The sequence below is a fragment of the Streptomyces sp. NBC_00490 genome, from assembly GCF_036013645.1.
In the GTDB taxonomy this organism is placed as follows: Bacteria; Actinomycetota; Actinomycetes; order Streptomycetales; family Streptomycetaceae; genus Streptomyces; species Streptomyces canus_F.
The window spans coordinates 5,621,865-5,641,459 of sequence record NZ_CP107869.1 but is presented as its reverse complement, the minus strand read 5'-3'; the positions used below and the strand labels follow the sequence as shown (position 1 = coordinate 5,641,459).

Genomic DNA, 19,595 nt, shown 5'->3' with positions numbered 1-19,595 from the left:
ACGCCCCTTGAAGCATCCCCGCACCCCCTGAAGGGCGTTCGCAAAGACGCTCCCCGCCCTTCGCGCGGTTGCGGAGAGCGGGGAGGCAAATTTTCGGACGCCGAGGCGGCTCGGATCAAGTGGTCCGGACCATCGTCCGCACCACAAGTCGCTCACAGATCCTACAAAGCGACTGTCCGCAGGCCAGTGCTTTTCCGGCTCACAGAAGGAAATCCGGGAAACGTCACATGAACTCGGTCGCCACCAGCTCGGCGATCTGCGCGGTGTTGAGGGCCGCGCCCTTGCGCAGGTTGTCGCCGCAAACAAACAGTTCGAGGGCGGTCGGGTCGTCCAGCGCCCGGCGTACCCGGCCCACCCATGTGGGGTCGGTGCCGACCACGTCGGCGGGGGTCGGGAACTCCCCGGCGGCCGGGTTGTCGAAGAGCACGACGCCCGGCGCGGTGGCGAGGATCTCACGCGCCTTGGCGACGGTGACCTCGCCCTCGAAGCGGGCGTGGACGGTCAGCGAGTGCGTGGTGACGACCGGAACCCGTACACAGGTGACCGCGACGGGCAGCTGGGGGAGGCCGAGGATCTTGCGGGACTCGTCCCGCACCTTCATCTCCTCCGACGACCACCCGTCCTCGCGCAGCGACCCGGCCCACGGGACGACATTGAGCGCGACCGGCTCCGGGAAGGGCCCGGTGTTGTCGCCCACGGCCCGCCGGACGTCTCCGGGATGGGTCCCCAGTTCCGTGCCGGCGACCAGCGAGAGCTGCTGGCGCAGGGTCTCGACGCCGGCCCGGCCCGCGCCGCTCACCGCCTGGTACGAGGACACCACCAGCTCACGCAGCCCGAACTCGGCGTGGAGCGCTCCGAGGGCCACGATCATCGAGAGGGTCGTGCAGTTGGGGTTGGCGATGATGCCGCGCGGCCTGACGCGCGCCCGGTGCGCGTTGACCTCGGGGACGACGAGGGGCACCTCCGGGTCCATCCGGAAGGCGCCCGAGTTGTCCACGACGACGGCACCGCGCGCGGCGGCGATCGGCGCCCACTGCGCGGAGACCTCGTCGGGGACGTCGAACATGGCGACGTCGACCCCGTCGAAGGCCTCCTCCGTCAGGGCGACCACCTCGACCTGCTCGCCGCGCACGGCCAGCTTGCGGCCGGCCGAGCGCGGCGAGGCGATCAGACGGATCTCGCCCCAGATGTCCGCGTGCTGGGACAGGATCTGAAGCATGACCGTACCGACGGCTCCGGTCGCTCCCACGACCGCGAGCGTCGGCCGCACGGACCCTGTCCCGGCCATCAGCGTCCCGTGCCCCCGTAGACGACGGCCTCGTCGCTGTCGGAGTCGAGCCCGAAGGCGGTGTGCACGGCGCGGACGGCCTCGTTGACGTCGTCGGCGCGCGTGATGACCGAGATGCGGATCTCCGAGGTCGAGATCAGCTCGATGTTCACGCCCGCGTCGGAGAGCGCCTCGAAGAAGGAGGCGGTGACGCCCGGGTTGGTCTTCATCCCCGCGCCGACCAGGGAGATCTTGCCGATCTGGTCGTCGTAGCGCAGGGAGTCGAAGCCGATGCCGGCCTTGTTCTTCTCCAGGGCGTCGATGGCCTTGCGGCCCTCGGTCTTCGGCAGCGTGAAGGAGATGTCCGTCAGACCGGTGGAGGCGGCGGACACGTTCTGCACGATCATGTCGATGTTGATCTCGGCGTCGGAGATCGTGCGGAAGATCGTGGCGGCCTCGCCCGGCTTGTCGGGCACGCCCACGACCGTGACCTTGGCCTCGGAGGTGTCGTGCGCGACACCGGAGATGATCGCCTGCTCCACCGGCTTGTCCCCTTGCTTGATCGGTTCACTGCTGACCCATGTGCCCTGGAGTCCGCTGAAGCTGGACCGGACATGGATCGGGATGTTGTAGCGACGGGCGTACTCCACACAGCGGTGGAGCAGCACCTTGGAGCCGGACGACGCCAGCTCCAGCATGTCCTCGAAGGAGATCCAGTCGATCTTCTTCGCCTTCTTCACCACGCGCGGGTCGGCGGTGAACACGCCGTCCACGTCGGTGTAGATCTCGCACACCTCGGCGTCCAGGGCGGCGGCCAGGGCCACGGCCGTGGTGTCGCTGCCGCCGCGGCCCAGCGTGGTGATGTCCTTCTTGTCCTGGCTGACGCCCTGGAAGCCCGCGACGATGGCGATGTTGCCCCGGTCCAGGGACTCCCGGATACGGCCGGGCGTGACGTCGATGATCCGCGCTTTGTTGTGGACCGAGTCGGTGATGACGCCTGCCTGGCTGCCGGTGAAGCTCTGGGCCTCGTGGCCCAGGTTTTTGATCGCCATGGCCAGCAGGGCCATGGAGATCCGCTCTCCGGCGGTCAGCAGCATGTCGAACTCACGGCCGGCCGGCATCGGAGATACCTGCTCGGCGAGATCGATCAGCTCGTCCGTCGTGTCGCCCATCGCGGAAACCACGACAACCACCTGGTTGCCGTTCTTCTTCGCTTCCACGATTCGCTTGGCGACGCGCTTGATGCCCTCGGCATCGGCTACGGAGGAGCCTCCGTACTTCTGCACGACAAGGCCCACGTGCGCTCCTCGCTCAGTCAGTCACTATCCGCACATACGTATATGTACTGCGGTCGGCTCAGTCTAACGAGCGTCCGAAATCGACCTTCGTAAAACCACATGGTGAGACCCGGACGCCCAGCACGACCCTGCCCATCCGCACGGTGAACACTCGGCAAAGTGGGCCAGGTCACCCGTTGACGCTCTCCGTAGCCGCCCGGTAACTTCACGTCGTCGTCGCCACACCAGGAGCACTCGGCTCCCCCGGGACTAGCGACGCGAAGGACTCTCCTTCCTTGACGACTGCGACCGTCTCAGAGATCCAGCACGTCACCCTCACCGACCTCTTCGAGGTACGGCCCTTCACCCCCCACTGCGAGGTCATCCGCGGCGCCGGCGACCACGCCGTCATCGGCGTCTCCCCCGGCAACAGCTACTTCTCCGCCCGCCGGGTCCTGGACCTGGCCCGCTGGGGGCTCGCCCACTTCGAGCGGGTGGACTTCGTCCACACCGATCTGCACGTGGCCGAGATGTACGAGGCCTCCGGCTATCCGGCCGACGACGCGCGCCGCAAGGCGGTGAAGAACCTGCGCGGCGTACGCGCCAAGGTGCTGGGCGCCGTGCGGGCCGTCGACCCCGGCGGCACCCGTCTGCGGGCCCACGCCATGTCGGACTTCCGCGCCAATCCCGCGTACCGCGACCTCCACGAGCACCTCACCGCCCGCCTCGGCACCGACGAGGAGTTCCGCACGACCTGCGAACAGCTCGTCGCCACCTTCCTCGCCGGGAAGACGCAGAGCGTCACCGAGGCCCAGCGCGAGGTCTGCATGGCGTACGTCTGCGCCGAGGCCCCGCTCTTCCTGGACACCCCGGCCGTCCTGGGCGTGCCGTCCTCCCTGAACTGCTACCACCAGCTGCTGCCGATGGCCGAGCTGCTCTACGCGCCCGGCGCGGGCCTGCGCGCCTCACGCAACCAGGGCCACGCCATCGTCACGCCGGCGCGGGAGGTGCGCGGTGCCGTCCGCTGACACCCTCGTCGACTTCCCGTTCACCTGGCGCGGCGACCGGCTCCCCGCGGAGGTCGAGGAGCTGCGCGGGTCGTCCCCCGTCCGCCGGGTCCGCACCATCGCCGGCGACTCGGCCTGGCTGGTGTCGTCGTACGACCTCTGCAAGCAGGTCCTCGAGGACCCGCGGTTCAGCCTGAAGGACACCTCGGCGCCGGGTGTGCCCCGCCAGTACGCGCTGACGATCCCGCCCGAGGTCGTCAACAACATGGGGAACATCACGGGCGCCGGGCTGCGCAAGGCCGTACTGAAGGCCCTGAACCCGAAGAGCCCAGGTCTCGTGGAGTGGATGCGGTCCTACGCCGGCCGGCTGATCGACGCGCTGGCCCGCGAGGGCGCTCCGGCGGATCTGCGGGGCGGCTTCGCCGATCCGTACTCGGCCGGGATGCACTGCCGGCTCCTCGGCATCCCGCAGGAGGACGCGCCGAGGCTGATGCGGAGCCTGGACATCGCGTTCATGAACTCCGCCTGTCCGGTCACGGGCGCCCGGCTCAACTGGGACCGCGACATCGCGTACATGACCGAGCGGCTGGACGACCCGGCGACGGCGGGTCTGATGGCCGAGCTGGCCGCCCTGCGCACGGACCCCGACTACGCCCACCTCACCGACGAGATGCTCGCGACGGTCGGCGTGACGATGTTCGGGGCGGGCGTCGTCTCCACCGCCGGGTTCCTGACCATGGCCCTGCTGGCGCTGATCCAGCACCCCGGGCTCCAGGCCGATCTGGTCGCGGACCCCGGTCGGATTCCGGCGGCCGTGGAGGAGCTGCTGCGGATCAATCTGTCCATCGGGGACGGGCTGCCGAGGCTGGCACTGGAGGACGTGGTCCTCGGGGACGTGCGGGTGGCGGCGGGCGAGCTGGTGCTCGTGCTGGTCGAGGGCGCGAACTTCGACCCGGCCGCCTTCCCCGACCCGCACACCGTCGACCTCGACCGCGCCAACAGCGCCGCGCACCTCTCCTTCGGCGGCGGCCGGCACTACTGCCCCGCCACGGCGCTGGGCCGCAGGCACGCCGAGATCGCCCTGGCGGTGCTGCTGGAACGCATGCCCCGGCTCGCGCTCGCCGTTCCGGTGGAACAGCTGGTGTGGCGGACGGGGTTCATGAAGCGGATCCCGGAGCGGCTGCCGGTCATGTGGTAGCCGTGTGTTGAGGGACTCGGCGAGCGGTCGTCTTAAAGTTCAAGCATTAGGGTTCGCCTGTGCGCGTACTGCTGGTGGAAGACGATGAGCCGGTCGCCGAGTCACTCCGGCGCGGACTGCTGCGTTACGGCTTCGAGGTGACCTGGGTCGCCACGGGCGGGGCGGCGCTGAGGCACGAGGAGCCCTACGACGTCGTACTCCTCGATCTCGGGCTGCCCGACACCGACGGTCTCGACGTGTGCAGGGCGCTGCGCGAGCGCGGGGACGTGCCGATCATCGTGATCAGCGCACGGAGCGACGAGACGGACCGGGTGGTCGGCCTCGAACTCGGCGCGGACGACTACGTCTCCAAGCCGTTCGGGGTCCGGGAGGTCATCGCGCGGATAAGGGCGGTGATGCGGCGCGCCCAGCCGCGTACGTCGTCCGCCGAGCCCGCCGGGCCCGACCGCTACGGCGACCGCCTCACGATCGACCGCAAGGCGGTCCGGGTCCACCTGGACGGCGCGGAGGTCGCGCTGGCCCCCAAGGAGTACGACCTGCTGGCCTTCCTCACCGAGGAGCCGGGGGCGCTGATGTCGCGCGAGCAGATCATGGAGGCGGTCTGGGACGCGAACTGGTTCGGGCCGACGAAGACCCTGGACGTCCATGTGGCGGCGCTGCGGCGGAAGCTGGCGGGGGCGATCACGATCGAGGCGGTGCGGGGGGTCGGCTTCCGGCTCATCGTCAACGGCGGCAGTGACGCTTCATGAACCGCCAGCTCATCCGGAGTTACATCCTGCTCGTCGCGGTGGCGATCCTGCTGTTCACGGTGCCGGTGGCGTTCACGCTGACCGACCAACTGCGGGACGACACCAGGCTCTCCGTGCTGCGCGAGGCCAACACCATGGCGCTGCTGCTGGGCAACGGCGACAGCATTTCGTGCGACGCGCTGACCGAGGTGGCCAAGGCCTACAGCCGCAAGACCCCCGGCACCGTCCAGGTCACCCCGACCAGCGACTGCGCCCCGGCCCTGCCTGAGCCCTCCACGGACGCAGCGCTGACGCGGGCCGTGGAGAAGAACGAGCCGACGACCGACTGGGGTTCCGACTTCGTCTGGGGCAAGCACCTCACGGTCACCGTGCCTGCCGAGGGTGAGGCGGCCGTGCGGATCGTGTACGCGACCTCGGGGATGACCACCAGGCTGTGGAACATCTGGGGCTTCCGGGCCGCGCTGGCCGTGCTCGTGCTCGCGGCCGCCGCCGCGATCGGCGCGTACGCCGCCCGCCGGATCACCGCTCCGCTGCGCGAACTCAACGCCATGGCCAGCAAGTTCAGCGACGGCGACCTCACCGCGCGCTCCCCCGTGACGGGCCCGCCGGAGACCCAGACGCTGGCGCGCACCCTCAACCAGGGTGCGGAGCGTCTCGACACGCTGGTCGCCTCGCAGCGGATCTTCGTGGCGGACGCCTCGCATCAACTGCGCACCCCTCTCACGGCGTTGCGGTTGTCGCTGGACAACATCGCGGACGGCACCGATGACGAGTTCGTACGGGAGGACGTGGAGCAGGCGACCGCCGAGGTGGTCCGGATGAGCCGTCTGGTCAACGGGCTGCTGGTGCTGGCGCGGGCGGAGGCGAAGGTCACGGCCGCGGAGCCGCTGTTGCTGGCGGACATCATCGAGGAACGTCTGGACGTGTGGAGGCCGGCCGCCGACGAGCGCGGAGTCACCATCGCGCTTGGGGGGAGTAACGCCGACGGCCGGCTGCTGGTGATGGCCAGCCCGGGTCATCTGGACCAGGTGCTGGACAACGTGCTTTCCAATGCCCTGGAGGTGTCACCGGACGGGGGCACGATCACCGTCCGGACCGAATCGCGGGGCGAGGAGGCCCTGTTGTCGGTCCTCGACCAGGGGCCGGGCATGTCCGACGCGGAGAAGTCCCGCGCCTTCGACCGCTTCTGGCGCGGCCAGGGCCTGACCGGGCGCTCCGGGTCCGGTCTCGGCCTCGCCGTCGTCAAGCAGTTGGTGACCGACGACGGCGGGACGGTGACGCTCGGGGACGCGCCCGGGGGCGGGCTGGTGGTGCGGATCAGCCTTCGGGCATCGCCGAGGAGTGGTGGTTGACGATCTTCCACTCGCCGTTGCGCTTCTCGTACTCGAAGGTGTAGCGGGCCTCGACGACACGCTTGGCGCCGGTCTCCGGGTCGGTGAGCGTGAACTCGTACACGCCGGCGTCCAGGGCGGAGTTGTTGTCGAGGACGTTGATGTGCGTCTCGATCTTCTTGCCGACCGGCTTGTTCAGCAGGAAGTGCTCGAAGTAGTCGACGCGTTCGGCGCGGTCGCTGCGGACCTTGTTGGAGACGGTGGGCAGCAGGACGGCGTCCGCGGCGTACCGGTCGGCGACTCTCTGGGCGTCGCCGGTCTGCAGGGCCTTGTTCCAGCCGTCGAACTGGGCGGCGATCTCGGCCTTGGTGGGCTTCTTGACGCTGTGCTTGTCCGGTCCGGCGACGCCGACGCCGGCGGCGAAGGTGCCGACGGCGACGAGGGCACCAGCGGTGACGATGGCTGCACGCTTGGTTATCGGGCGACGGGTCATGTCATCTCCAGTGCGGGCGAGGGGAGTTGCTTCCTCCGCTCTGTCTGCGGTTCCTGTGGAGGAAGTGACTTAAGACTCGCGTGACACCGGTTAGGGGCCGTGCAGGTGTCGTACAGGGGACGTCCAGGAGTGATCCAACTCACGGAGTGTGAGGGGCCGACTACTTGGCGACACCCTTGTCCCGGACGAGGCTCACTCCCGCACCGGCCGCGACGACGCCCATGCCCACGGCGGTCATCACACCCTGGCTGCCGTCCACGACGAAGGGGGCGACGGCGGCGACGGCGGCGTTGAAGAGGAAGAGGAACCAGAGGACGGGCTTGGAGGACAGGAGGCTCTTCATGGGAGGGTGATTCCTTCGCTACGGGGGCGGTGACCTGGTGACATCAACGATTCCGTGGCGCGGGGGCCGGGACGAGGGAGCGGCCTCCCGAAGGCGGGGTGTAGAGGGCTACACCCCGGGTGGGGTGAGAAGGGGGGCGAAGTCCTGACGGAGGTCTCGGACGTAGGCGGTCTCGCCGACCAGGCGCTCCCAGTCCGCGAGGAGAAGGACGGCCTGGTCGCGAGCGCGGCCCAGGTCCCCGACCGTGTCCCAGAGAAATCTGACGAGCGCCCGGCGGGTGCTCAGCGTGACCCCGTCCGTCTCTCCGAAGATGCGCCCCCTACGTGTGATGCACTCTTCGAAGTGAGCCGCGGCCCCCTCGATGTCCCCCGCGGACTTACAGACCCAGATGAGCTGCCAGTGGCAGATGTCGAAGATCATGGAGTCCTCGCCCTCGACCGCTGAGATCTTGACGAGTAGTTCCTCGATCGCGCGGGCGGCAACTGTCGCATCGCTGCCGGTGTCCGTCTCCACAGCGCGTCTCAACGCCTTCGCCCATGTCGACCGTGCCCCGAGAACCGTCTGATGCCGGTCGCCCAGAGCCTGTTCGGCACTTCTCACGTTCGCCCTCGCCAACGACAGCGCGTCAGCGAAGCGTCCCGCCTCCACCATCGCGTCGGCCAGGGCTGAACGGGCCTCGAAGGTCAGCTTGCTTCTGGGACCGAGCACACGCACATGGTCGGCCAAGTTCTCTTCCAGCAACTCGACCGCGCGTATGCGATCACCGGCATATCCATGTGACTGGGCCAGGTGGCCGCGCGTGGTGAGCGTCAACTCGTCACTGGGCCCGAACGTCCGCTCCGCCGCGGCCGCGGCTCGCTCATGCAGTTCCACCGCGCGGGCGGCTTCGGCCGTGAAGCCACCCATGTCGAACAGCCAGGCTTCGTATTCGCCGTCGTTCTCCGGATCGGTACGGCCGGCCATCGCCTCCAAGTGCATGAGCCAGGTCAGCTCGGCGTCGACCGCGCGGAGCGCTCCACTGTTGTCCAGCAGCACGTGGGCGGCCTCGTGGCTCGCGTCGAATTCCGCCCGCCCCACCGCCTGAACCAGCCGGTGCACCGAGATCGTGTCATCGTCGTGCACCTTGATCAGGCTGTGCGCAGCCAGCCGCCGGACCGCCTCCGTCACCTCGACCGGACTCCCGAGCGGTTCCAGATACGCCCGCGGAATCCCCTCTGACGCCCACCAGGCGATGACCCCGAGGATCCGCCCGGCCAACGGCGTGTCCGCCAGCCGGTCCAGGGACACCCTCCACACCCTGGCGACCGTTCGGGTCTGGTCCGTGCCCTCCGCCGACTGGGCGAAGACCTCCTCCGGATACGCGGCCAGCAACTCCCGGTACCGTCCGGCCGAGATGCCAGCCTCCGCGCAGTAGGCCGCCGCCTGTTCGACAGCGAGCGGCAGATGCCCCAGTTCCCGGCACAGCGCCTCAACGTCCTCGCCTGAACCATCGATCCGCTCGAACAGCTCGATGGCCTCCGCGGGTTCCAGCACATCCAGCGACAACGCCTCAGCGACCTTGTGCCACCCGCTGGCCCGCCGCGTGGTGATCAGAAACCTCCCACCCGGGGCCCGCCCCAGCAGCGCCTTCACATCCGCCGGATCGGACACGTTGTCCAGGACCAGCAGCCACCCCTCATGCCCCGCCAGCCACTGGACCGCCCGCTCCCGCAGGGCCTCCCGGGACAGCACATCCCGCAGCGCAGGCTGCAACGCGACCGCGAACTCTGCGAGCCCGGCGTCGAGATCGGCCGGGCTCTCGGCGGTGATCCACCAAACGGGGTTGTACGACCTCACACACCCCGCCGCCCAGTGCGCGGCAAGCGTCGACTTCCCGATGCCGCCGAGCCCGTGCACGGCTTGGACCACGACGTCGTTCGCCTCTCTGAACGCCGTGTCAAGCAAGGCGAGTTCACGCCGACGACCGACGAACAAGGCGGTCCTGTCGGGCAGATTGACCAACCTTTCGGGCGCCGACTCGGGCAGCGCGAACGCCTCCGGCGGCAACGCCTTCTCCGCGTACATCGCGACGACGCCGTCCCCGCTGAGCGCCTGCCGTATCCCCTGCGCCGACGCGATGGCCCGCTCTCCAAAAGCCCCCGCCGCCGAGTTCACGAACCCACCCGCGTCAACACCCTCGACCGCCCCGTCATACGGTCATCATCGCGCCCGGACCGACGCGGACGCAGCGGGTTGCCGAGGAGAGGGTGGTGAACCATGACGGCCGACGTGCTTCTCGCGGGGATCGTGCTGCTCGGCTCCTCCGTCCAGTGGCTCACCGGCATGGGGTTCGCCCTGGTCGCCGTGCCGGCGCTGATCCTGCTGCTCGGGCCCGCGCAGGGGGTGGTCCTAGCCAACTGCGCCTCCGGGGCCATCTGTGTCGTGGGACTGGCGGGCGGCTGGCGTCAGGTACGTCCGGGCGCGATGGTGCCGCTGTGCGCGGCGGCGGCGTGCACGGTGCCGGCGGGGGCCTGGATGACCCGCCAACTGCCGGAGCCGGTCCTGTTGTTGGTGATGGGCGGGCTCGTCACCGGCGCCGTGCTGCTGGTCATGCGGGGCGTGCGCGTGCCCGCGCTGCGCGGCACGAAGGGCGCGGTCATGGCGGGTGCGGCGGGCGGGTTCATGAACTCGGCTGCCGGGGTCGGCGGGCCGCCGGTGTCCCTCTACGCCCTCAACGCGGGCTGGACGGTACGGGAGTTCGTGCCGAACGCCATGTTCTACGGCGTCGTCGTCAACGCGTTCTCGGTGGCGGCGAACGGGCTGCCGGAGCTGAGCGGGGCGCGGTGGGGCTGGGTGGTCGTGGCGATGACCGTCGGCGGCCTGATCGGCAGGGGCCTCGCTTCCCGCATACCCGAGAAGCGGGCCCGGCTGCTCGTACTGCTGCTCGCCCTGACGGGCGGGATCACGGCCGTCGGCAAGGGGCTGTGGGGGCTGTGACCGCCCCGGACGGCTCCGTCGACTGCCCCCGCCGACCGCCGGGTCACTTCACCGGGCGCATGCCCAGCGGTTCGGCGATCTCCTCCACCATGACCTTGCCCGCCTCGAACTCCAGGGTCTCGTCGCCCATGGACTGGTCCGTGTCGAGGCCGTCCAGTTCCGCGAGGGGCTGGTTCAGCCGCACATGCGCGACGATCGACTGGAGGGCGCGCAGCGTGGCGGACGCCGTCGAGCCCCAGTTGGAGAAGTAGGAGAACTGCCACCACCACAGGGCCTCCGAGGTGCGGCCCGCGCGGTAGTGGGCCATGCCGTGGCGGAGGTCGGTGATGACGTCGGTCAGGTCGTCGGAGATACGGGCCGGGACCGGGGCCTTGCGCGGCTCGTAGGGGTCGAAGACCTCGGAGTAGACGTCGATCGGGTCCAGCAGCCTCGCCAGGTTCTCGCGAAGCTCGTCCACGTCGGCGTCCGGGCCCGTGTCGGGCTCGTAGCGCTCGTCGGGAACGATGTCCTCGTGGGCGCCCAGGCGGCCGCCGGCCAGGAGGATCTGGGAGACCTCCAGGAGGAGGAAGGGCACGGCGGAGTCCGGCTCGTCGCCCCTTGCCACCTCGGTGACGGCCACCAGGAAGCTCTCCACCTGGTCCGCGATCTGGACCGCGAAGTCGTCCGGGTTGTGGGCAGTCTCGTGCAGTGTGGCGTCAGACATCTAGGAGTCGTCTCCCCTCGAAGGCGCGGCCGAGGGTCACCTCGTCCGCGTATTCCAGGTCGCCACCCACCGGGAGGCCGCTGGCCAGGCGGGTGACCTTGAGGCCCATGGGCTTGATCATGCGGGCGAGGTACGTGGCCGTGGCCTCGCCCTCCAGGTTCGGGTCCGTGGCCAGGATCAGCTCCGTGACCGTACCGTCGGCCAACCGCGCGAGAAGTTCTCGTATACGCAGGTCGTCCGGTCCCACACCTTCGATGGGGCTGATCGCTCCGCCGAGCACGTGGTAGCGGCCTCTGAACTCGCGGGTGCGTTCGATGGCCACCACGTCCTTCGGCTCCTCCACCACGCAGATGACCGAGAGGTCGCGGCGCGTGTCGCGGCAGATGTTGCACAGCTCTTCCTGTGCCACGTTTCCGCAGGTCGCGCAGAAGCGGACCTTCGCCTTGACCTCCATCAGGCACTGCGCGAGCCGCCGTACGTCCGTCGGTTCCGCCTGCAGGATGTGAAAGGCGATCCGCTGGGCGCTCTTGGGACCGACGCCGGGGAGCCGCCCCAGTTCGTCGATGAGGTCCTGCACCACGCCTTCGTACAACGGACTGCCGTCCTTCCTGGGTTCCTTGGGTACGTACGGTAGTTGGCGGACGCCCTACTTAGAAAGGCAGACCCGGAATACCGCCGCCCAAGCCCTGGGCCAGCGGGCCCAGCTTCTGCTGCTGGAGCGTCTGGGCGTTCTCGTTGGCCGCCTGTACGGCCGCGACGATCAGGTCGGCGAGGGTCTCGGTGTCCTCCGGGTCCACCGCCTTCGGGTCGATCTTCAGGGCGCGGAGTTCACCGGAGCCGGTGACCGTCGCCTTGACCAGGCCGCCGCCCGCCTGGCCGTCGACCTCGGTCCGCGCCAGTTCCTCCTGCGCGTTCGCCAGGTCCTGCTGCATCTTCTGGGCCTGCTGGAGCAGCTGCTGCATATTGGGCTGGCCACCACCGGGGATCACGATCAGCTCCCGCTCATAGGTCTGTGTCTTCTCGTTCTCGTCCTCTGTGACGAGCCTACGTGCTCCACGCAGCCATCGCTCCGGCACTCTTTCGAGTGAGATGTTGTCGAGTCCTATACCTGATCAAGGCCTACTTCCGGGCGGAAAAGGAGTGAAAGCCGTCCCTTCGCCACCCATTGGGCGGTAGGAAAGACCCGGCGCGTCAGCACCATGCTTCACACAGCGTGATCGTCCGTGATCAGTAGGGAGTGCCGGGTGGGTCAGCCGGAGATGCAGCCCGAGGGTCCGCCTCAGGACGGGCGGGGCGGGGAGGCGGTCGGGCCGCGGCCGGGCGACCTGACGGGACGGACGTTTCCGCTCGGGGACTGGGGCGAGCCCGCGCTCCGTCTCGACGAGCTGTACCGGTGGGTGGAGCGCGGGGCGCTCGACACCGCCGCGTGGTACCTCGCGGACCGGGTGTGGAAGCGGCGGGGCGCGCGGGCCCTGCGGTGCGGGGCCGCGGCCGGGGCGGTGGCCGGTGCGTCGCTGCCCCTTCTGGACCTCACGGGGGTCGTCGGCGGGGGCGCGGGCTGGGGGTACCTGGCGCTGCTGCTCGCCGTCGCGTGCGTGGCCGTGGACCGGTTCTTCGGGGTGACGTCCGGCTGGATAAGGGATGTGGCCACCGCGCAGGCCGTGCAGCGGCGGTTGCAGGTGCTGCAGTTCGACTGGGCCTCGGAGAGTGTGCGGGAGGTTCTGGGGCCGGCCGAGGGGACCGCGGGGGAGGCGGCCGACCGGTGTCTCGGGGTGCTGCGGAGGTTCTCCGAGGACGTGACCGAGTTGGTGCGGGTGGAGACCGCGGACTGGATGGTGGAGTTCCGGACGGGGTCGGCGCCGTTGGGGATCCAGGGGGGTGTCGCGGGGGCGGGCCGGGGGGACGGGAACGTGGTCCAGGGGCGGTTCCCGTTGCCGCCCGGGGCGGGGGGTGCGCGGCCGAACATGCCTCGGCAGCGGCCTCCGGAGCCTCGGTGAGGGGGGCGCCATCGGGGCTGGGGTCCGCGTAGGGGTGCGGCGCCGTCGTGGCTGGTCGCGCAGTTCCCGGCGCCCCTGGGTGGGTCCGCCTCACCGTAGGACGAGAAGTTCGACCCCTACCAGGACATCCACCACCGCGCACCACTCCGCGAAGGTCGGCGCCACGATGCCCTTGAGTCGCTCCATCGTCAGGTGCGCCAAGTCCCACAGCCCGTGGAAGAACCAGCCGGCCGCCACCAGCCAGCGGCCCACCTCCGGGTCGACCAGAAGGCCGGTCACGGCCAGCGTCCCGAAGACGGCCACCCCTACGGCCTGAACGGCCGGCGGGTGTGGAGCACCCCGCACCGCCCCCCACAGCAGCACCCCCAACGCGATCCCGACCATCGCCCCCGCCGGCGACACCAGGTCCAGTGCCTGGAGGCCGAACACGAGCAGCAGGCCTGCGCCGAGCACCGGCCAGGTCGAGCGGGGCGTGCCGAGCTGGTTGATCACCACGTACAGCAGTGGCAGCAGCGGCAGGACCTCGCCGAAGCCGGTGACCGACTCGTCCAGGGTGTCGGAGGCGCCCGCGGCGGCCTGGGCGGCCCAGATCGCGACGGCCAGGCAGGTGGGCCAACGGCGGCTCACCGCGTGGGCGTTCACGCGCCGTACTCCGTGCGCCGCCGCAGCATGACGGCGAACATCAGCGGCAGCATCGCGAGGTGCTCCCACGCCATCGCCGCGCCGGGGTCCACGGCGTCCAGGGACAGCAGCGGTACGAGGACCAGCGCGGGGAGGAACATCGCCCCGCACATCTCGGCGATGCCGGGCCAGGCGTGACCGCGGCGGCGCATCCAGAACGCCATGCCGGCGGACATCGTGAACGCCATCTCCAGCGTGACCAGCCGGGGCCGGCGGGACATGTCGTACGTGATGTCCGTGAGCGCCAGGACGCCCCGCAGGGCCGCGCCGAGGACGAGCATGCCGGCCAGCATCGCGAGGATCATCTCGACGTAGTGGCGGGCGAAACCGTGGTGCCGTACGTGGTGCATGGCGCCTCCTCGAGGGTACCGGGGTGGGGTATGTCCCCATGCCTTCAGAGTGGCGGGACCGAGGGAGCGCCAGTAGTGCCGGCCGTGCACGTCGTCGTATGACATCTGTCATCCGGGCACTGCCACAATGGCCCTGTGGACAACGGGGCGGGGCTCACGGGTTTCCGGCGCTACACGTGGTGGGCCGTGCCCGGGACCGTCGTCTGTGTGCTGGTGCTGGCGTACGGCAGCTGGGCCCTGGACGGGGACGTGCCGCTGTGGGCGCGGGCGCCCGTGGTCCCGGCGCTGGGCGTGCATGCCGTGGCCGCCGCCGTGCTCCTCGGCGGGGCGATGGAGGACCGCACGCCGGTCCTGCGGCCGCTCGCGGGGTGGCTGGTCACCGCCTGTCTCGCCGCGGCGGCGCTCGCCGTGCTGCCGCTGGCCCGGCACAACTACGGGCTGTGGGCGGTCGCCCCGGCCGTGACCGTGGCGATCGTGGCCGTCCATCTCTCCGCGGCCGGGAAGCGGTGGCTGATCGGCGGTGCCGTCGTCCTCGCGCTGGTGCCGGGCAGTGCCGTGAATCTGCTCGCTGGGGACGAGGAGTTGGCGTATGCCGCTCTCTTCCCGGCCTGTCTGACCGCGTTCACCGTGTGGACCGTGCTCGGGCCGCTGTGGGCCTGGCGGATCGCGGGGCGGCTCGACCGGGCGCGGCGGCTGGAGGCGGAGCTGGCGGTGAAGGACGAGCGGCTGCGGTTCGCCTCCGACCTGCATGACATCCAGGGGCATCATCTGCAAGTCATCGCGCTGAAGGCGGAGTTGGCCTCCCGGATCGCCGAGGTCGACCCCGCGCGCGCCTCGGGCGAGATGCAGGAGATACGGCGGCTGTGCGCGGACGCGCTGCGGGACACGCGCGCCGTGGTGCGGGGGATTCGCCGGACCACCCTCGACGGCGAGATCGCCAACGCCACCCGGGTGCTGGCGGCGGCCGGAATCGACGCGCGCATGAACCTGGAACCGGCCGCCCTTCAGGAGGAGTTGAGCGACCCCACCCGTCAGCTCCTCGGTCTCGTCATGCGTGAGGCCACCACCAATGTGCTCCGCCACAGTCAGGCCCGGCACACGGAGGTCGACTACCGCGTCAGCGGGGAACAGGCCCTGCTGCGGATCACCAACGACCAGGCCCACGCCCACCCCGGCACCGGCGACGGCACCGGCCTCCTCGGCCTCGCCGAGCGACTGCGCTCCGCGGGCGGGGAGTTGACCTGGGAACGGGCGGACGGCGACCGTTTCGTGGTGACCGCGACCCTGCCCGTACAGAGGATCGAAGAGTGATCCGGCTCCTCCTCGCCGACGACGAGGATCTACTGCGCGGCGCCCTCGTCGCACTCCTCTCTTTGGAGGACGACCTCACGGTGGTCGCGGAGGCCGCCACCTCCACCGATGCCGTCCGGCTCGCCCTGGAGCACCGGCCCGACATCGCCGTACTGGATCTGGAGATGCCGCCCACGGACGGGCTGCGGGCCGCCGAGGAGATCCGGGCCGCCCGCCGGGACACCCACGTCGTCATCGTGACCCGGCACGCCCGGCCGGCCGTCCTGCGCCGCGCGCTGGCCGCCGGGGTCCGCGGGTTCGTGCCCAAGACGACCCCCGCGGCCCGGCTCGCGGAGATCCTCCGCGACATCGCCGCCGGGCGCCGCTACGTCGATCCGGACATCGCCGCGTCCGCGCTGTCGGAGGACGACTGTCCGCTCAGCGAGCGGGAGCTGGAGGTGTTGCGGGCGGCCCGTACGGGGGCGTCGGTGGCCGAGATCGCCGCGCAGGTGCATCTGGCTCAGGGGACCGTGCGCAACTACCTCTCGGCCGCCATGTCCAAGCTGGGGGCCACCACGCGGCACGCGGCGGCCCATCACGCCTGGCAGCAGGGGTGGATCTAGGAGTTCGGGTCACTGCTTCGTGTAGATCAGCTTCTCCCCGTTGCTCGCGTTCACGCGCTCCAGGGTGCCGTTCGACAGCAGGGTGACCTCGCTGGCCGCGCCCGGCGAGCAGGAGGAGGCGGGCTCGCCGACCGTCACCGTGGACGGGCCGATCCGCAACGGGCCGTTGCCGGCGGGCTCTTCGGTCAGGGCGGCCTCGAACACGCAGTGGTAGTCGGGGCCGTCCGCGACGAGCGAGAGGACGGTGTCGCCCACCTCGCCCTCCTGGATGGTGAGTTGACGGGCGTGCGAGCCGTCGGCGTTGTCGATGGTGCTGGTCCAGGTGCCGAGATAGCCGGCCGGGATGCTGCCGTCCGCCGGAGCCGAGGTGGTCGGCGTCGGCGAGGGCTCCGGGGTGGTGGGGCCCGGTGTCGTGGGGGCGCTTTGGGTGGGGGTGGGCGTGGGGCCGGCCTTGTCGTCGTCGCCGCCGTCGCTGTTCATCAGCGCGTAGACCGAGCCGCCCGCGCCGAGCGCGACGACCAGGGCGACGGCGACCAGGGCGGCGGTGGAACGGCCGTTGCGGCGCTGGGGTTCGGGAGGCGGGGTGAAGCCGGGGCCGTAGGGCGGGGTGGGGCCTGGGCCGTAGGGCGGGGTGTGGCCGGGGCCGCCGTAGGGGTTGTACGGCGAAGGGGCGCCGGGCTGGGACGGGTGGCCGAACGCCGGGGCCTGCGGTTGCTGGGGGTAGCCGTACGCCGGGGGCTGGGCCTGGGGGTGTTGCGGGTGCTGCTGGGGATGGCCGTAGGCGGGGTGACCGGGTGCGGGGCCGTACGGCGCGGGCGTCTGCGGGCCGGCGCCGTAGCCGGGGTGGGCGGGCGGCGGGCCGTACGGGGGCTGTGGCCCGCTCGTCGGCACCGGCGGGGGAGTCTGGGCGCCCTGTCCGGCGACGACCGTGGGCAGGTGGTTCAGCGGCGCTCCCCCGCCCGGCCGGCCCGGGGTGGGCGGGGTGCCGTCGGCAGGGGCAGACGCGTGCTCGGGCGAGGCTTCGGCGGAGCCGGGGGCCGTGCCGGGACCGGAGCCTGCGCCCGCGCCCGCTTCCGCACCCGGCCCCTCCGGATCCTCCGCGTCCAGCAACTGCACCGCGTGCCGCCCGAGTTGTGCCACCAGCGCGCTCGGCAGCCACGGGTCCCGCGACCGTCCGTCGGACACCGTGTCCTCGGCCCCGGTCCGCTCCAGCACCTGGTCCAGCGTCGGCCGTTTCGCAGGGTCCTTCTTCAGGCAGTCGCGGACGAGCTCGGCGATCCCCTCGGGCATGCCCTCCAGGTCGGGTTCCTCCTGGGCGATCCGGAACATCAGGGCGTGCACCCCACTCCCCCCGGCCCCGAAGGGAAGCTTGCCGGTGGCGGCGTACGCGAGCACGGAGCCGAGGCAGAACACATCGCAGGCCGGGGTGATCCGGTCGCCCCGCACCTGCTCGGGCGCCATGAACCCGGGCGACCCGACGAGCGCGCCGGTCCGCGTCAGCCCTCCGTCGGTCACCGTCTCCAGGGCCCGTGCGATGCCGAAGTCGATGACACGGGGGCCGTCGATCGTCACCAGCACATTGGACGGCTTGAGATCCCGGTGCACGATCCCGGCCGCGTGGATGTCCTCGAGTGCGTGCGCGAGCCCGGCGGCGAGGATCTTCACCGACCGCTCGGGCAGCGCCCCGTGGTCGTGTCCGACGACCTGCTGGAGGCTGGGCCCGGCGACATACCCGGTGGCGACCCAGGGCACGTCGGCCTCGGTGTCGGCGTCGAGGACGGGCGCGGTCCAGTACCCGCCGACCTGCCGGGCGGCCTGCACCTCCTGCCGGAACCGCGCCCGGAACTCCTCCTGCGCGGCGAGCTCCTCGCGCACCAGCTTGACGGCGACGGTGCGGCCCCGGTCCGACCTGGCGAGATACACCTGCCCCATGCCGCCGGCCCCGAGCCGCGCCAGCAGCCGGTACGCCCCGATCCTCTGCGGATCCCCCGCCCCCAGGCTCTCCATCGCAGCCCCTCCCCCGAACTCCCCCGTGCGTGCCCCAGTGCGACTGACCACGATAGTGCGGGCGTACGGGGAGGTCGGCGCCGCGCGTTCTACGGTTCCGTAACGGAGCGATCCGGTTGCGTCACCGGCGGGCCGAGTTGCTCGAGCACCTTCGACAGCCGTTCCAGAAGCCTTACGGCGTCCGCCAGTTCGTCCTCGCCGAAGGCCTCGGCGAGCCGGTCGGCGAAGACCGCGTGTCCGGGGTTGATCCGCCGGACCGCCGCGAGCCCCTCCTCGGTGGCCGCGAGGAGCTTGGCGCGGCGGTGGGCGGGGTTGTCGCGGTACTCGGCGAGCCCGCGCTCGACCAGCAGATCGGCGATGCGCTGCACGCTCTGCCGGGTGATCCCCATCGCCCGGGCGATCCCGGAGACCGGCAACGGCTCCCCGAGCACCGCCCCGAGCACCTGCCACCAGGCGGCGGTGAGCCCGGCGGGCTTCGCCAGCTCCTCGGCGACGCCCAGGAACTGGCCGTTGAGCCGGAAGACCCCGAGCGCACCACGGCTGAGCAGCTCCTGCCGCTCCCCGCTCACCGAGCCCCCTCCAACACGGCGTACGCCGTCACGTCGGAGTCGTGGAAGAGCCGGTACCAGGCGTCCAGCACCTCGCCCTCGTACACCCCGAGAAGTCCGAGGATCTCCCGCGCGAAGGCGACGGGCTCGGTGGGCCCGGCGGTGATCAGTCCGCGGTCGGTGACGGCGTCGGCGTCCATGTACCGGGAACCGCCCTTGTACTCGGTGGCCGCGAGATAGAAGGAGATCGCGCTGGTGTGTTCCCGCTCGTCGAGCAGGCCTTCGCGCGCGAGCCCCGCGGTCGCCCCGCAGATCGCGGCGACGGGCACTCCGGCGGCCAGGAACTCCCGCGCCTTGCGGGCGAAGGGCGCCAACTGGTCGCCCGCGTCCCAGAGATCGGCGCCCGGGAGGATCAAGAGAGAGCTGGCGTCGGGTCGTACGTCGTCCAGGGCGTCCGCGGGCTGGATCCGCAGCCCTCCGATGGAGGTCACCGGCTCGTGGCTCGGGCCGACCGTGCGGATCTCGTACCCGGCGCGGGCGAGATACGCCGTCGCGTGGCCGGTCTCCCAGTCGGCATAGGTGTCGTACACGGCGAGATGCACGGGCTTGCGGCTCATGGCTGCCTCCTCGGTCGTTCTCCACCCTTCGATGACAACATACTGTCACTTCGACAGGATGCTGTCAACTGATCGCTACGAGCCTCCCTGGACAACCTGTCGCGGAAAGCCCGCGTCCACAGACAGGACGCCGATACC

The 19,595-nt window shown here is 70.8% G+C and carries 21 protein-coding genes; 8 read left to right on the top strand and 13 right to left on the bottom strand.

Annotation, left to right across the window (positions count from 1 at the left end; genetic code table 11):
- Positions 1–223: 223 nt before the first annotated feature.
- Positions 224–1,288, bottom strand: coding sequence for an aspartate-semialdehyde dehydrogenase (locus OG381_RS25665; protein WP_327718420.1), 1,065 nt, complete (start codon positions 1,286–1,288; stop codon positions 224–226).
- Positions 1,288–2,565 (bottom strand): aspartate kinase, encoded by a 1,278-nt coding sequence (locus tag OG381_RS25660; RefSeq protein WP_266824190.1) that lies wholly within the window; start codon positions 2,563–2,565, stop codon positions 1,288–1,290. Before OG381_RS25660 ends, OG381_RS25665 begins: the two co-directional genes overlap by 1 nt.
- Before the next feature lie 275 nt (positions 2,566–2,840).
- Between OG381_RS25660 and OG381_RS25655 the strand changes: the two genes are divergently transcribed.
- From OG381_RS25655 to OG381_RS25640, 4 genes are read left to right on the top strand one after another with little or no spacing between them, the layout of a single operon-like run.
- Complete coding sequence (locus OG381_RS25655; protein ID WP_327718419.1) at positions 2,841–3,572, top strand: tRNA-dependent cyclodipeptide synthase; 732 nt, start codon at positions 2,841–2,843, stop codon at positions 3,570–3,572.
- Positions 3,559–4,749 carry a cytochrome P450 gene (locus tag OG381_RS25650; protein WP_327718418.1) on the top strand — a complete coding sequence of 397 codons (1,191 nt, stop codon included), beginning with the start codon at positions 3,559–3,561 and terminating at the stop codon, positions 4,747–4,749. The genes OG381_RS25655 and OG381_RS25650 overlap by 14 nt, the downstream gene beginning before the upstream one ends.
- Before the next feature lie 59 nt (positions 4,750–4,808).
- Positions 4,809–5,498 carry a response regulator transcription factor gene (locus tag OG381_RS25645; RefSeq protein ID WP_327718417.1) on the top strand — a complete coding sequence of 230 codons (690 nt, stop codon included), beginning with the start codon at positions 4,809–4,811 and terminating at the stop codon, positions 5,496–5,498.
- The gene (locus tag OG381_RS25640; RefSeq protein WP_327718416.1) at positions 5,495–6,850 is read left to right on the top strand and encodes a sensor histidine kinase; all 1,356 of its coding nucleotides are present in this window, start codon (positions 5,495–5,497) and stop codon (positions 6,848–6,850) included. Before OG381_RS25645 ends, OG381_RS25640 begins: the two co-directional genes overlap by 4 nt.
- Here the strand turns inward: OG381_RS25640 and OG381_RS25635 are convergent.
- From OG381_RS25635 to OG381_RS25625, 3 genes are all read right to left on the bottom strand, one after another.
- A complete protein-coding gene (locus OG381_RS25635) occupies positions 6,816–7,322 on the bottom strand; it encodes an SgcJ/EcaC family oxidoreductase (protein WP_327718415.1) in 507 nt (168 codons plus the stop codon). The two genes, OG381_RS25640 and OG381_RS25635, sit on opposite strands and share 35 nt — an antisense overlap.
- Positions 7,323–7,482: 160 nt before the next feature.
- Complete coding sequence (locus tag OG381_RS25630) at positions 7,483–7,665, bottom strand: hypothetical protein (protein ID WP_327718414.1); 183 nt, start codon at positions 7,663–7,665, stop codon at positions 7,483–7,485.
- 108 nt (positions 7,666–7,773) lie between these two features.
- Complete coding sequence (locus OG381_RS25625) at positions 7,774–9,819, bottom strand: tetratricopeptide repeat protein (RefSeq protein WP_327718413.1); 2,046 nt, start codon at positions 9,817–9,819, stop codon at positions 7,774–7,776.
- Between the two features lie 102 nt (positions 9,820–9,921).
- Between OG381_RS25625 and OG381_RS25620 the strand changes: the two genes are divergently transcribed.
- Positions 9,922–10,641 (top strand): sulfite exporter TauE/SafE family protein, encoded by a 720-nt coding sequence (locus OG381_RS25620; protein ID WP_327718412.1) that lies wholly within the window; start codon positions 9,922–9,924, stop codon positions 10,639–10,641.
- A 43-nt stretch (positions 10,642–10,684) separates the two neighbouring features.
- Here the strand turns inward: OG381_RS25620 and OG381_RS25615 are convergent, their stop codons facing one another.
- The 3 genes from OG381_RS25615 to OG381_RS25605 are packed head-to-tail and all read right to left on the bottom strand — an operon-like array spanning position 10,685 to position 12,333.
- Positions 10,685–11,344 carry a DUF5063 domain-containing protein gene (locus tag OG381_RS25615; protein ID WP_327718410.1) on the bottom strand — a complete coding sequence of 220 codons (660 nt, stop codon included), beginning with the start codon at positions 11,342–11,344 and terminating at the stop codon, positions 10,685–10,687.
- On the bottom strand, positions 11,337–11,936 hold the full coding sequence (gene recR / locus OG381_RS25610) for a recombination mediator RecR (protein WP_266824222.1): 600 nt from the start codon (positions 11,934–11,936) through the stop codon (positions 11,337–11,339). The genes OG381_RS25615 and recR overlap by 8 nt, the downstream gene beginning before the upstream one ends.
- 58 nt (positions 11,937–11,994) lie before the next feature.
- Positions 11,995–12,333 carry a YbaB/EbfC family nucleoid-associated protein gene (locus OG381_RS25605; protein ID WP_079309378.1) on the bottom strand — a complete coding sequence of 113 codons (339 nt, stop codon included), beginning with the start codon at positions 12,331–12,333 and terminating at the stop codon, positions 11,995–11,997.
- A 255-nt stretch (positions 12,334–12,588) separates the two neighbouring features.
- On the opposite strand from OG381_RS25605, the gene OG381_RS25600 reads away from it, so the two are divergent.
- Positions 12,589–13,341 (top strand): SLATT domain-containing protein, encoded by a 753-nt coding sequence (locus OG381_RS25600; protein WP_327718407.1) that lies wholly within the window; start codon positions 12,589–12,591, stop codon positions 13,339–13,341.
- A 90-nt stretch (positions 13,342–13,431) separates the two neighbouring features.
- Here the strand turns inward: OG381_RS25600 and OG381_RS25595 are convergent, their stop codons facing one another.
- Together OG381_RS25595 and OG381_RS25590 are read right to left on the bottom strand one after the other, a co-directional pair.
- On the bottom strand, positions 13,432–13,983 hold the full coding sequence (locus tag OG381_RS25595; RefSeq protein WP_327718406.1) for a hypothetical protein: 552 nt from the start codon (positions 13,981–13,983) through the stop codon (positions 13,432–13,434).
- Positions 13,980–14,372: a hypothetical protein gene (locus OG381_RS25590; protein ID WP_327718405.1), complete on the bottom strand. Its 393-nt coding sequence runs from the start codon at positions 14,370–14,372 to the stop codon at positions 13,980–13,982. The genes OG381_RS25595 and OG381_RS25590 overlap by 4 nt, the downstream gene beginning before the upstream one ends.
- Positions 14,373–14,507: 135 nt before the next feature.
- On the opposite strand from OG381_RS25590, the gene OG381_RS25585 reads away from it, so the two are divergent.
- Together OG381_RS25585 and OG381_RS25580 are read left to right on the top strand one after the other, a co-directional pair.
- Positions 14,508–15,683, top strand: coding sequence for a sensor histidine kinase (locus OG381_RS25585; RefSeq protein WP_327718404.1), 1,176 nt, complete (start codon positions 14,508–14,510; stop codon positions 15,681–15,683).
- Positions 15,680–16,285: a response regulator transcription factor gene (locus OG381_RS25580; protein WP_327718403.1), complete on the top strand. Its 606-nt coding sequence runs from the start codon at positions 15,680–15,682 to the stop codon at positions 16,283–16,285. The genes OG381_RS25585 and OG381_RS25580 overlap by 4 nt, the downstream gene beginning before the upstream one ends.
- Positions 16,286–16,294: 9 nt before the next feature.
- On the opposite strand, the gene OG381_RS25575 is transcribed toward OG381_RS25580, so the two are convergent.
- The 3 genes from OG381_RS25575 to OG381_RS25565 form a co-directional block, all read right to left on the bottom strand.
- Entirely contained in the window at positions 16,295–18,292 is a 1,998-nt protein-coding gene (locus OG381_RS25575; protein ID WP_327718402.1) for a serine/threonine-protein kinase, read from the bottom strand.
- Positions 18,293–18,381: 89 nt separating this feature from the next.
- On the bottom strand, positions 18,382–18,861 hold the full coding sequence (locus OG381_RS25570) for a MarR family winged helix-turn-helix transcriptional regulator (protein ID WP_327718401.1): 480 nt from the start codon (positions 18,859–18,861) through the stop codon (positions 18,382–18,384).
- Complete coding sequence (locus OG381_RS25565) at positions 18,858–19,457, bottom strand: DJ-1/PfpI family protein (RefSeq protein ID WP_327718400.1); 600 nt, start codon at positions 19,455–19,457, stop codon at positions 18,858–18,860. Before OG381_RS25565 ends, OG381_RS25570 begins: the two co-directional genes overlap by 4 nt.
- Positions 19,458–19,595 lie beyond the last annotated feature (138 nt).